Origin of the sequence: Bacillus sp. FSL R7-0672 (genome assembly GCF_038601465.1) — a bacterium.
GTDB classification, from domain to species: domain Bacteria; phylum Bacillota; class Bacilli; order Bacillales; family Bacillaceae; genus Bacillus; species Bacillus pumilus.
This window is the reverse complement of record NZ_CP152010.1, coordinates 1,507,648-1,520,097: the sequence shown is the minus strand read 5'-3', so window position 1 is coordinate 1,520,097 and position 12,450 is coordinate 1,507,648. Positions and strand designations below refer to the sequence as shown.

Below are 12,450 nucleotides of genomic sequence, written 5' to 3'. Positions count from 1 at the left end.
CTTTGCGAGTATGCGCAAAGAGGCCTAGAAAAACCGTACACGTCATGTTTGCCGTGCTCGGTATCTCTGTTATTGCCCTCTTTGCAAACTCTCTGGAATGCATTTAAAAAGGTTATTTTTCATATATAGCGACAAGGTCGTTTTGATCTACTTCATTCAGCTGAACCATAACTGTCTCTGCTTTTGATGTCGGAATGTTCTTCCCGATATAATCCGCTCGAATCGGCAGCTCCCGGTGTCCCCGGTCGACGAGAACAGCAAGCTGAATGGAAGATGGTCTTCCTACATCCACAAGGGCATCCATGGCCGCTCTGACGGTTCTGCCTGTAAACAGGACATCGTCAACGACGATCAGTGTTTTGTCATTAATGTCAGCTGGGATGTCTGCACCCTTTACAAGCGGGTCTTGGTTGTCTGTCTTTTTTGTCAGGTCATCACGGTATAGCGTAATATCAAGTTCACCCACTATGACTGGATTTCCTTCAATTTGCTCGATGCGCTCTGCAAGGCGCTTTGCAAGATGAATGCCTCTTGTCTTGATCCCCGCAAGGATGACATCTTTCATCCCTTTGTTGCGCTCAATCATTTCATGTGCAATTCGGGTAAGCGCTCGTCTGATCGCTTGTTCATCAAGAATGACTGCTTTTTGTTCCATCTTTTACACCTCTTTTTGACAAATAAAAAGCCCCTTCTGCAAAGGGCAGAGAGGGGCGTTCATTTGTGCATACACGTGCACAAATTGATCCGTTATCCTTCTCAGCCTCTCTGGACTGTTTTAAAGAATCTTCATTTCTTCGTTTATTATTTCAAAAAAAGAACGGCCTGTCAATCGTTATTTCTTAATGAATCGATAAAAGCTTGCATATCAGCAGGAATCGGTGCTGTGAACTCGATATATTCTCCTGTTCTAGGATGATCAAATCCTAAAACACCTGCATGCAGCAGCTGACCATTGAAATCGACTGTCTTTCTCGGTCCATATTTCGGATCTCCTGCAAGCGGATAACCGATATATTTCATATGAACACGAATCTGGTGTGTTCTTCCTGTTTCAAGTCGGCACTCCACCACCGTGAAGTCCTCAAAGCGTTCAATCACATCAAAGTGAGTGACGGCTTGTTTTGCACTTTCTTTTGTCACCGTCATGCTTTGGCGGTCTTTTTTGTCTCTGCCAATTGGGGCATCAATTGTGCCTGTATCATGCTGGATAATGCCATGGACAACGGCCGTATATTTTCTTGTGACGGTCTTAGCCACAAGCTGATTGACGAGTGATTCATGCGCCATATCGTTTTTTGCGACCATTAACAGTCCAGACGTGTCTTTATCAATTCGGTGGACAATTCCAGGACGCATCACACCATTAATGCCTGATAAGTCCGTGCAATGTGCCATCAGGCCATTCACAAGTGTTCCGGAGACGTGACCTGGCGCTGGATGAACAACCATTCCTCGAGGTTTATTCACCACTAGCACATCTGCATCCTCATAATAAATATCAAGATCCATTGGTTCTGCTTCTACATCTAGTACTTCTGGGTCTGGAATCTCGACTTTAATCTGATCTCCAGGTTGTACTTTGTAATTGGCTTTCACTTGTTTCCCGTTTACTTCGATCAGCCCATCCTTTACCCACTGCTGGACCTGGGTTCTTGACCATTCTGGTTCTGTCGTGCTTAGAAATTTATCAAGCCGTTCACTCGTTTGTTCTTCTGAAACGGCAATATTTACTTGATTCATGTAGTTGACTCCTTCGTTTTCTTTCCATCTAAAAGCATTTGAATAAAGAGCAGAATAACCCCTACACATAGAGAAGAATCTGCAATATTAAAGATTGGGTAGTGATAATTCCCAAAGACGAAATGAGCAAAATCTACCACTTCCTGACGGAAAACGCGGTCGATAAAATTCCCAATCGCTCCGCCAAGCATTAAGGCCAGCGCAACTCCAAGCAGCTTGTCCTTTTGTCCATGCTTTTGCAAATAATAAACAATTCCCGCAATAACAACGAGTGTGATCACATAGAAAAACCACATTTGTCCTTGGAGAATTCCCCACGCGGCGCCTGAATTTCGGTGTGACGTGATATAAAAGAAGCCATCAATCACTGGATAAGAATCTCCGAGCATCATATTTTTGACAATGAGCCATTTTGTTAATTGATCTAAACAAATCATCACGAATGCGATTATGTAATAGAACACACACGTTCCTCCACTTTCATACTTTGATCTTTAAGCATTTTATCAAGAAAACAGGGAGGAGTAAAGAAACTTTAGTTGACAGACAAAAACCTCCCTACATGTGGAAGGCTTCAAAATGAGAATCATCTGATTCATGAGGATAAGGAGTGAATGCTTTTTTCTCGTATTGCTTATGATATAAAAAGTCGTCAGCCGTGCGGGCGGTAGGAAGAATAATCATTTGTTCAAGCGGAATGACATGACCTGTCGCCTCACATATACCATAGGTTCCTTGTTCAATTTTTGCAATAGCGAGAGACACATCTTGCAGCTCTTCTTTGATGTGATAAAGAAGCGTGGTCGTTTGGACCTCGTTCATTGAGACATGCTCAGCGGGTGAACGAAATGATGCGTATTCAAACAGTTTAGCTTGCAGCTCTTCTTTCATTTGAAGGAGTTCCGTGTAAATCGTCTCTAGATCGCCATTCATGTCGCTATTTCAACTCCTGCCCTGTCGTGATAATCATATTGTTACCCCGCCTGATCACTTTAAAGCCATAAGATTTTTCCTTTCGTTCTAAACGCTGTCATTTTCTCAGAATAGAAAACGCCCCGCTTATGGCGGGGCGCTAGTTGGTCATATCACACTGTTAATTCTGGTAATATTTTTCCACGATTTCAGCATTTTTAAGTGACAATGTTGGATATTTCGGATTTGCACCAACATCTTTTGAAATAACGCGAGAACGTTCGCACAATTCTCCTTCTGCTTTTTGAACCACAATACGTCCTGATGTGTATTCAGGTGCTGATGCATCTGCATTCTGCTTATCTTCTACCGCTAGTTCAGAGATGATAAAGAGCTGCTTCACATCTTCTTTAATGGATGCAAGAAGGTCTTTCACTTCATCTGTCGCGTAAAGTGTCACACTTGCTTCAAGAGAACGTCCGATGACTTTTTCGTTACGCGCAATTTCGAGCGCTTTTAGCACATCGTCACGCACTTCCATGAAGCGGTCGAACTTCGCTTCTGTCGCTTCTGCTTGAGAAACAGCCACACCTTCTGGCATATCTGTTAACTGAACACTTGGCTCTTCAACAAAGCTTAAGTGGCTCCATAATTCATCTGCTGTATGCGGAAGAATTGGTGCAGTCAGCTTCACTAACGCCATTAATGTTTCGTAGAAGACGGTCTGCATGCTGCGGCGGTCTGGATGATCTGCATGCTCAATGTACACGACATCCTTTGCAAAATCGAGATAGAATGAGCTTAGCTCAATCGTACAGAAATTGTGAATTGCATGATACACGACCGCAAATTCGTAATCATCATAAGCCTTTTTCACTTTATCAATCAGTTTGTTTAATTTGATCAAAATATATTGATCCACTTCGCGAAGCTCTTCTACAGGTACTGCATTGACTGCTGGGTCAAAGTCAAATAGGTTACCGTGCAGGAAGCGGAACGTGTTACGGATTTTACGATAGACCTCTGCTACTTGTTTTAAGATATCATCAGACACCGGGTGATCGGCTTGATAGTTAACAGAAGATACCCAAAGTCTAAGAATTTCAGCACCTAGTTGTTTAGCTACTTTGTCAGGTTCAATGGTATTTCCTAAGGATTTACTCATTTTACGTCCTTCTTTATCCAAAGTCATTCCATGGCTAACCACTCCTTTATAAGGTGCTTTTCCTGTGATAGCTACAGAAGTAGATAAAGATGAGTTGAACCATCCACGATACTGGTCAGAACCTTCAAGGTAAAGGTCTGCCGGACGAACAAGGTCATTTCTTTCTTCTAAAACAGCTTGGTGAGAAGAACCAGAATCAAACCATACATCCATGATGTCCTGCTCTTTTGTGAATTCTCCGTTCGGGCTGCCTGGATGTGTAAAGCCTTCTGGCAATAGTTCTTTCGCTTCTTTTTCAAACCAAATATTCGAGCCATGTTCTCTAAATAATTGAGAGACATGCTGAATGGTTTCATCTGTGATGATTGGCTCACCATTTTCGGCATAAAAGACCGGAATTGGAACGCCCCATACACGCTGTCTTGAAATGCACCAGTCACCTCTGTCACGCACCATATTGAATAGGCGTGTCTCGCCCCATGCTGGCACCCATTTCGTTTCTTTAATATTGTCTAGTAGCGCTTCTCTAAAGTCTTTAATCGATGCAAACCACTGAGCGGTTGCACGATAAATCGTTGGTTTTTTCGTTCTCCAGTCATGCGGGTAAGAGTGCGTGATAAAGTCGAGCTTTTTCAGCGCGCCTTTTGCTTCAAGCTGTTCTGTGATGGCTTTATTGGCATCTTCGTAGAATAGTCCTTCAAAACCAGGCGCTTCTTCTGTCATGACACCTTTTTCGTCTACTGGACATAGTACGTCAAGACCGTACTTCATGCTGACAACAAAGTCATCTTCCCCGTGACCTGGTGCTGTATGAACACAGCCTGTACCTGCATCCGTTGTCACGTGGTCACCAAGCATCACAAGTGAATCTCTACCATAGATCGGATGCTCTGCAACGACGTTATCTAATTCTTTTCCTTTTAATGTTTTCACGACTTCATACTCTTCAAAGCCAAGCGTTTTTGCCACTTGTTCAACAAGCTCAGATGCGACAACATATCGCTCAGCACCTACTTGAAGAACGCTGTACTCTAGGTTTGGATGAACACAAATGCCAAGGTTTGCAGGAAGTGTCCAAGGTGTTGTTGTCCAGATGATGAATTGTTCGTCATTTTCAAGTACGCCTTTTCCATCTTTCACTTTAAATGAAACGTAAATGGATGGTGAACGTTTGTCTTTATATTCAATTTCCGCTTCAGCAAGAGCTGACTCACTCGAAGGAGACCAGTTAACAGGTTTTAGTCCTTTGTAAATATAGCCTCTCTTCGCCATTTCACCGAAGACAAGAATTTGTTGCGCTTCATACTCAGGCTTTAACGTGACATATGGATTATCCCAGTCTGCTCTGACGCCTAATCGCTTAAATTGATTGCGCTGACCTTCGATTTGCTTCCAAGCATACTCCTCGCATAGTTTGCGGAATTCAGCTGTCGACATTTCTTTACGTTTGACTTTTTTATTTTTAGTGAGCGCTGTTTCAATTGGTAAGCCGTGTGTATCCCAGCCCGGTACGTACGGTGCATGGAAGCCATTCATTGATTTAAAACGGACAATAAAATCTTTTAGGATTTTATTGAGTGCGTGCCCCATATGAATGTCACCATTCGCATATGGAGGTCCATCATGCAAAATAAAGGTCGGGCGTCCTTTTGTACGCTCTAAAACCATTTGATAGATGTCTTTTTCTGCCCACTCCTCTTGGATTTCAGGCTCTTTGTTCGGCAAGTTCCCTCTCATTGGGAATTCTGTTTTCGGCATTAATAAGGTGTCTTTGTAGTTCATACCCATTCCTCCATATGCAAATTCTGATTAAAAAACAATAAAAAAAGCCCTCTCATCCCATAAGGGACGAGAAGGCTTGTCTCGCGGTACCACCCTTTTAGACAAGCGCTATGACACAGCCGCTTATCCACTCTAAAATCGTAACGTGATCAGACGCCTTTTCTTACTGGTCATTTCAGAAAAGGAACTAAAGGGGTGATCTCATTGCAGCGTCTCGTAATGTCAGGCTTCCACCATCCCTGATTCGCTTTATTACGCATATGACAACTGCGAGTGTCCCTTTCAAACGTTTATCTCTTGTTAATTTATGATGGTATTATATGCAACTTGCACACATCATGTCAAGATGATGCGCTTATTCTTTTTCGTCAAAGACAGCGTCAACTTCATATTCCAGTAAATGATCCCAATCGTCATTTTTTAGAAGATCAAGCTGAGCTTCGATGAGCATTTGGAATCGAGTTCTAAAGACTTTCGACTGCTTCTTCAGCTCTTCGATTTCCATCGCAATCTTTCGTGATTTAGATAGCGCTTCGTTGATAATACGATCTGCATTTTTCTCCGCTTCACGAATAATCAATTTCGCTTCTTTATCAGAATGACGTTTGACGTCTTCTGCTGCTTCCTGCGCCACAAGAATTGATTTGTTTAATGTTTCTTCAATTATTGCAAAATGACCTAGTCTTTCGTCAAGCTCGTTTACTTTTTCTTCGAGTTCATTCTTTTTGCGAAGCACGATTTCGTAATCTTTACGTACTTGGCTTAAAAACTCGTTTACTTCATCTTCGTCATATCCGCGAAAGCTTTTTGTGAACGTTTTATTATGAATATCATTAGGTGTTAATGGCAACCTCGCCACCTCCAGATTCAAGTTCGTTATATCAGAAGCTCAAATGTTACTTTAAATTTATCTTTTTTGGTCTTCCCATCAATCGTTTTGAGGCTAAAGCGGCCAAACCCCCTGACAGAGAGCTGATCGCCTTCGCCAATTGTAAAGGAAGGGTCCTCAGTGACTTTCCAGTTAACTTTGACAAGCCCATTTTTGACCAAAAGCTGTGCCTTTTGCCGAGACTGACGGCTGATTGCAGCACATACCGCATCAAGCCGCAGTGAAGAAATTGTATCTTCTTTGATGTCAGTCTTGCTGATAACCGGCTTTAAATCTGCTTGCGTGATTTCCTCTAATGAAACGGAGGCTCTGCCGACATGCGTCAGCTGCGCTCGAACAAAATCGGCGACATCACTCGTACAAATAAACTGCACATCTTCCTCTGAAAATAACAAATCTCCAAACTTTTGACGCTTCAAGCCTGTCCCAATCAGTGAACCAAGGAGCTTCGGGTGTTCTAACGAAATAAATTTTTTCGCATAGTTCACCTGAAAATAAGACAGCTCAGTATCCTGAGTAGCCGGTTCTAAATATTCAGGATAAATGAGCGCTCTTTTACGCTCCGCTCCTTCATACCCGCCAAAAAACATGATTCCAAGCTCATCAGCATGCTGGATGACGGACTCGGTAATAAACTGCTCACGCGGATCAAGAAAGTCTGTTAATTTCAAACGATACTGGTCGAGTGCGATTTTTTTCCAGCCTAACACTTGGTCGACAAATGGCTGTTCGTCTTTTCTAAAATGTTGATAAATATCGCTCATTTTGTTCCCCTCTTATGTAAAAGAGCCTGGCAGCGCCAAGCCCGGCAGCCTGTCTACATGAAGCGTGCAATCATATTGTAAAGACCAGTTAGTCCATATGTTGATGCAAAACGAATCACAAGCAATGCCACAATTGGCGAGATGTCAATCATGCCAATTGGCGGAATAATTTTACGAAATGGTTCTAAATACGGTTCGCAAATATTTGTCAAAAAACGCCCAATTGCTGTTTCTCTTGCAGATGGCACCCATGACATAAAGATGTAAATAATAATCGCGAATGAGTAAATCGTTAATACCGTTCCTAAAATATTAAAAATGAAATTTAGAATCACTATGATTTACCACCTCTGAGGTTCTTCCTCTGTCAAAAGTTCTGATATTGTGCCAGATACATCCACATTATCAGGTGTGCAGAGGAATATATTCGAGCCAATGCGCTGGATGTCTCCACCGATTGCATAAACAGTTCCGCTTAAGAAGTCGATGATTCGCTTTGCTTGATCGTGCTGAATGCGCTGCAAATTTACGACGACTGCACGTCTGTTTTTAATATGGTCTGCAATCTCCTGCGCTTCTGCATAAACACGCGGCTCACTTAACACCACTTTAGAGGATTTCTGCACGCTTTGCAAGCTGACGACATTTTGTTTTCCTGTCTGCGGACGCTCTTGAAATGCCGCTTTGTCCTTCGTTCCTTTTTCTTCCTGGACTGGTTCTCTTTCTTCATCAATATATTCGTACTCATACTCTTCATCGTCGAGAGTGAAAAAGCTTTTAAACTTATTTTTTATGCTCATGTCACGCACCTCCTGTTTCATTTCCAACAAGTGAAGAGCCAATCCGAACGAATGTCGCACCTTCTTCAATTGCGATTTCAAAATCATTTGACATGCCCATCGATAAATGCTGACAAGGTGCATTTACTTGGTTAAGATGTTTTACTTCTTCTTGAAGGTTTTTTAATGTTTTAAAGCAGTTTCGTATCACAGTGTGATCGTCTGTAAATGGAGCCATCGTCATCAGTCCAGCAATTTCAATCTTTTTGAAATCGGCGAGCTGCTTCACAAATGGAATCACGTCTTCACTTTGTAAGCCATGTTTTGACTCCTCCAGCGATGTGTTCACCTGTACAAAACAGCGAACCGTGTGATCCACTCTTTTTTCAATTTCATTCGCAAGAGAGATCCTGTCGAGCGAATGTAAGTAGTCAATGCTCTGAATGACAGATTTTACTTTTCGTGTTTGTAAACTGCCGATGAAGTGCCAGCTAATGCTTTCATCGGTTATGGCCGCTTGTTTTTCAAGTAACCCTTGGTCACGATTTTCTCCAAAATGCAAAATTCCTGCTTCTTTGGCTTCTTGTGCTCGCTCAATCGAGACATATTTTGTGACAGCGACGACTGATATATCGTCTGGGTTCCGGCCGGCTCTTTTACATGCTTCGTTTATTTGTTCATTTATTTGTCTGAGATTCTCTCGTACATTCAATTGCTCTTATGCCTCCTTAAACCCGACAAAAGACATCATACGTCCTGTTTTTCCTTGATCACGCCGGTGTGAGAAGAATAGCTGATCATTGCAGCTTGTGCACATCGAACTGACATGTATGTTTTCTTCTTTCATCCCTGCATGAAGCAATACGTTTTTGTTTAATGTTTTTAAGTCTAATTTATATTGTCCTTGTGATATCTCGGAATACACATCCTCTGTCAAAAAGGGAAGCTGTTTCACTTGATTCAAGACCACATCATCAACTATGTAGCAGCAGCTGCCAATGGATGGTCCAATGACGACTTGTATTTGATCGGTCTTAGCACCTTCTTGATTGACCCATAGATCTATCATTTTTGCACCAATTTGCTTGACGGTTCCTTTCCACCCGGCATGGGCTGTTCCGATGAGTCCATGTTGCGGAGCTAGAAAATAAAGCGGAACACAATCGGCGAAACAAAGAGCGAGCATGATGTTCGGTTCAGACGTATATAAGCCGTCTGTTCCAGGCAGTGCCTCATGATAATGAAGACTTCCTTTTCCTCTTTGCTCCTTGGTGACTTTCTTGATACGGTCCTCGTGTGTTTGGTCTGCAAACACCCAATCAGAGAGCGGCACAGCAGTAGCATCTGCTATGACTTGACGATTCAGTTGGACACTAGAAGCATCATCTCCTACATGGAGTCCAGTGTTCAATGATTGATATGGAGAAAGGCTGAAGCCGCCATTTTTTGTCGTAAATCCGGCCAATACCTCTTTACCAGAACATGTCATGTTCGTCCAATCATGAATCATCATTGCATAAGGTGATTTCTGCTGAAAGGGGTCATAATTGTGTGTCAAAGCTGCCCTCCCACCTTTCATTCATCTCTCTTTATATCGCTCCTATTTTACCACAAGACATGCGTAGACAGTTAGTGGGATTCATTAAATATTACACTCAAATGTGCCCTTTCTACAGGTTTTTTTGCAAATTGATATGAAAACGTAATCTTTTTACCCGAAAAAGACATTGTTTGCTGAGAATGGAGAGCTTATGTTAAGGATCATTAAATGATTCATTGAGGAGTTATACGAATTTTAAGAAGACAATCGGACAAGTATCACATCTTCGCCAATTTTTACTATATTTCGCCACGGGACAATCATTTCCTCTTCTTTTCCGAAAAATCCCATCATTTTACCTGTGCCGCCGATAATGATTGCTTGTATTTTACCACTCGTAACATTGATATCAATGTCCCCAATGGTGCCTAGTTTTTTTCCGCTAGACACATCGACAACATCCTTGATTTGGAATTCAGAAATACTGATCATCTGTCCTTCCCCGCCTTTCGTTTTCTACTATAATATGTATGATGGAAAAGCAGGGACGCAGACCAATAGTTTCTTTTATCTACAATTTACTTAAGTGAGGACGGCCATTTCTCCACATCACATCTACCGGACATTCAAAGAAGGAAGAAAGCAAGTCGCTTGTCATCATCTCTTTTGTTTCTCCTTGATCAAAAACAGTCCCATCTTTTAATAATAAGGTATGCTGAAAAACAGGCAAAATCTCTTCTGCATGATGGGTCGTGTAAAGCAAAGTAGGCGCATCAGGCTTTGAAGCAATGAATGAGATGGTCTCCAGCACCTGTTCTCTTGCTAAAAAATCAAGACCTGTCACAGGCTCATCTAAAATCAGGAGCTTGGGATCATTCATTAAAGCCCTCGCAATCAGGACTTTCTGCTTTTCTCCTTGTGAGAGTGTTTCATATGTCCGGTTTGCATATTTGAACGAACCAAATGCTTTTAATAGATCAATGGCTTTCTCTCTTATCTCATCTGTCGGGGTTTCATAAAGCCCGATGGAGGCAAATGCCCCGCTGAGAACAATTTCAAATGCATTGTCGTCTCTGTGCAGTTTCTTTTCAAGTCCCGCAGAAATGAGGCCAATTTTCTTCCTGAGCTTTTCGCCAAGAGCCTCTTTGCCAAAGATATGTCCCAGCACGGTCATCTCACCTGATGAAGGGAAATAATATGAGCAGAGCATATTTAATAAAGCGGTTTTCCCCGCACCATTTAAACCGTAAAGCACCCAGTGCTCCTCTTTGTTCACATGCCAGTCAACAGACTGAAGCAGCCATTTTCCATTTCGTTTTAATGAAACATTCTTCAATTCAAGTGACACCATCATTTCCCCCTGAGTAAAAATTCTGAATAAACAAACAATGAATGTTTACAGCATATCGCAATTGCTCTTTCTGGTAAACCTCACATAAAAAAAGCTGCTCCTTTTACGGAACAGCTTTTCTTCATAGCTACGAAATTTCAATTCGTACGCCTTCTTTTATATCAGGAAACGTGTGCGGGGATGCAAAGACAGCTCCCGGTAATACATCATCAAACGGCTCTTGGAAGTAGATTGAAATATGGCCGAGTTCTTTAAAGTTGTCATTTGCTTTATTGCCAAGGGCTGTGATCGTGTACGTTTGATCGCCCACTTGAATGGTACCGCCCAGTTTCAACGGCTCTTCTTCTAAATGTTCGAACTCATGTATGACGGACATATCTCTTAATTCCTGCGGCGCTGCGGGTCCAAATAAAACAATCAGCTTATCTTCTTTAAATTGCGGGACTAAGATCCCGATTTCTTTTACAACAGATTGTGTGACCATGTATCTCGATTCCTCCTTTAATACGTTTAATACATACCGAAGCTGGCAGCGTATGCGATCACAACAGATAGAACCCCTGTAATGAGACGGCTATACAAAACAGCTGGTACTCCATATTGTACCGTTTCCGGCTTCGCTTCACCAAGTGATAGCCCAACTGGAATGAAATCACACCCTACTTGACCGTTGATGGCAAATAATGCAGGAAGTGCAAATTGAGGCGGAATATTTCCTAGTGCAATTTGACTACCAATCAGAACACCGATCACTTGTGCAATGACTGCACCAGGTCCTAAGACAGGTGATAGGAATGGCAATGTACAGACCACAACGAGCAGTAAGAGTCCCCAAATAGATCCTGCCAGTGGTGATAGAAAATGGGCAATCAAGTCACCAATTTTTGTATAATTGATAATTCCAATTAACATACTGACAAATGCCATGAATGGAATAATGTTTTTCAAAAGCATATCAACGGAATCACGACCAGCCTGATAGAACGTACCGGTGACTTTCCCAATTCCTCTTGAGAACCTCATCAGGAAATTACCTTTTTCCTGACGCTCGAGATTTTCCTCTTTCAGTTTTGAATAGGTTTCTTTGAAATTCTCCTTGTCAATCGGCTCACTGTTTTCCTGACCTTCTACTTTTGCCTCACCACCCGATGCTTCCGCAAAGGAAATATCTTTTTCTGTAACGCCTGATACGAAGATATCCTCTGTAATATGTTTTGCAAGCGGTCCAGAAGGAGAGGATGCCAAAACGTCTACAGTTGGAATGCGCTTCATTGGATAAAGTCCGATTCGCGCGGTTCCTCCGCAATCAATGACAACACACATCATTTCATCTTCTGGTATCGAGTTTTTAAAGCCATCACATGCTTCTGTCCCTGTCATTTCTGCAATTTTACGTGCAACTGGGTGAATGCCTCCCCCTGTAATGGAAACAACCTTTCTTTTTTTACCGGTTGGTTCAAGCTCCAAGCCTTGTCCCCATCCGCCAGCACCTTTTGCAACAAATACTTTGTGGTTTGTCATGTCTAAC

The 12,450-nt window shown here is 42.2% G+C and carries 15 protein-coding genes and 1 other annotated feature; all 15 genes read right to left on the bottom strand.

Annotated elements, in window-relative coordinates; genetic code table 11:
- Window positions 1–112 precede the first annotated feature (112 nt).
- Entirely contained in the window at window positions 113–655 is a 543-nt protein-coding gene (gene pyrR / locus MKY18_RS07520; RefSeq protein WP_012009892.1) for a bifunctional pyr operon transcriptional regulator/uracil phosphoribosyltransferase PyrR, read from the bottom strand.
- 170 nt (window positions 656–825) lie between these two features.
- A complete protein-coding gene (locus MKY18_RS07515) occupies window positions 826–1,740 on the bottom strand; it encodes an RluA family pseudouridine synthase (protein WP_044141977.1) in 915 nt (304 codons plus the stop codon).
- Window positions 1,737–2,204: a signal peptidase II gene (gene lspA, locus MKY18_RS07510; protein ID WP_012009890.1), complete on the bottom strand. Its 468-nt coding sequence runs from the start codon at window positions 2,202–2,204 to the stop codon at window positions 1,737–1,739. The genes MKY18_RS07515 and lspA overlap by 4 nt, the downstream gene beginning before the upstream one ends.
- A 94-nt stretch (window positions 2,205–2,298) precedes the next feature.
- Window positions 2,299–2,673: a TraR/DksA family transcriptional regulator gene (locus MKY18_RS07505; RefSeq protein WP_265208337.1), complete on the bottom strand. Its 375-nt coding sequence runs from the start codon at window positions 2,671–2,673 to the stop codon at window positions 2,299–2,301.
- Between the two features lie 160 nt (window positions 2,674–2,833).
- Window positions 2,834–5,599 carry an isoleucine--tRNA ligase gene (gene ileS / locus MKY18_RS07500; RefSeq protein WP_342497796.1) on the bottom strand — a complete coding sequence of 922 codons (2,766 nt, stop codon included), beginning with the start codon at window positions 5,597–5,599 and terminating at the stop codon, window positions 2,834–2,836.
- Window positions 5,600–5,658: 59 nt separating this feature from the next.
- Window positions 5,659–5,893, bottom strand: a binding site (T-box leader).
- 61 nt (window positions 5,894–5,954) lie between these two features.
- A complete protein-coding gene (locus MKY18_RS07495; protein ID WP_044141980.1) occupies window positions 5,955–6,449 on the bottom strand; it encodes a DivIVA domain-containing protein in 495 nt (164 codons plus the stop codon).
- Window positions 6,450–6,475: 26 nt separating this feature from the next.
- Window positions 6,476–7,252 carry an RNA-binding protein gene (locus MKY18_RS07490; RefSeq protein ID WP_342497795.1) on the bottom strand — a complete coding sequence of 259 codons (777 nt, stop codon included), beginning with the start codon at window positions 7,250–7,252 and terminating at the stop codon, window positions 6,476–6,478.
- Between the two features lie 53 nt (window positions 7,253–7,305).
- Window positions 7,306–7,587 carry a YggT family protein gene (locus MKY18_RS07485; RefSeq protein ID WP_113767636.1) on the bottom strand — a complete coding sequence of 94 codons (282 nt, stop codon included), beginning with the start codon at window positions 7,585–7,587 and terminating at the stop codon, window positions 7,306–7,308.
- Window positions 7,588–7,593: 6 nt separating this feature from the next.
- Window positions 7,594–8,052, bottom strand: coding sequence for a cell division protein SepF (gene sepF, locus MKY18_RS07480; protein WP_003212271.1), 459 nt, complete (start codon window positions 8,050–8,052; stop codon window positions 7,594–7,596).
- Window position 8,053: 1 nt separating this feature from the next.
- Window positions 8,054–8,743, bottom strand: coding sequence for a YggS family pyridoxal phosphate-dependent enzyme (locus MKY18_RS07475; RefSeq protein WP_044141983.1), 690 nt, complete (start codon window positions 8,741–8,743; stop codon window positions 8,054–8,056).
- A gap of 6 nt (window positions 8,744–8,749) precedes the next feature.
- Window positions 8,750–9,589, bottom strand: a complete 840-nt coding sequence (gene pgeF, locus MKY18_RS07470) for a peptidoglycan editing factor PgeF (RefSeq protein ID WP_081277109.1) — start codon at window positions 9,587–9,589, stop codon at window positions 8,750–8,752.
- Between the two features lie 237 nt (window positions 9,590–9,826).
- Entirely contained in the window at window positions 9,827–10,063 is a 237-nt protein-coding gene (locus tag MKY18_RS07465; RefSeq protein ID WP_008344958.1) for a YlmC/YmxH family sporulation protein, read from the bottom strand.
- Window positions 10,064–10,142: 79 nt separating this feature from the next.
- A complete protein-coding gene (locus MKY18_RS07460; RefSeq protein WP_044142098.1) occupies window positions 10,143–10,919 on the bottom strand; it encodes an ABC transporter ATP-binding protein in 777 nt (258 codons plus the stop codon).
- 130 nt (window positions 10,920–11,049) lie between these two features.
- Window positions 11,050–11,406: a PTS glucitol/sorbitol transporter subunit IIA gene (locus tag MKY18_RS07455; protein WP_007499733.1), complete on the bottom strand. Its 357-nt coding sequence runs from the start codon at window positions 11,404–11,406 to the stop codon at window positions 11,050–11,052.
- A gap of 26 nt (window positions 11,407–11,432) precedes the next feature.
- Window positions 11,433–12,443 carry a PTS glucitol/sorbitol transporter subunit IIB gene (locus MKY18_RS07450; protein WP_044141984.1) on the bottom strand — a complete coding sequence of 337 codons (1,011 nt, stop codon included), beginning with the start codon at window positions 12,441–12,443 and terminating at the stop codon, window positions 11,433–11,435.
- Between the last annotated feature and the right edge of the window lie 7 nt (window positions 12,444–12,450).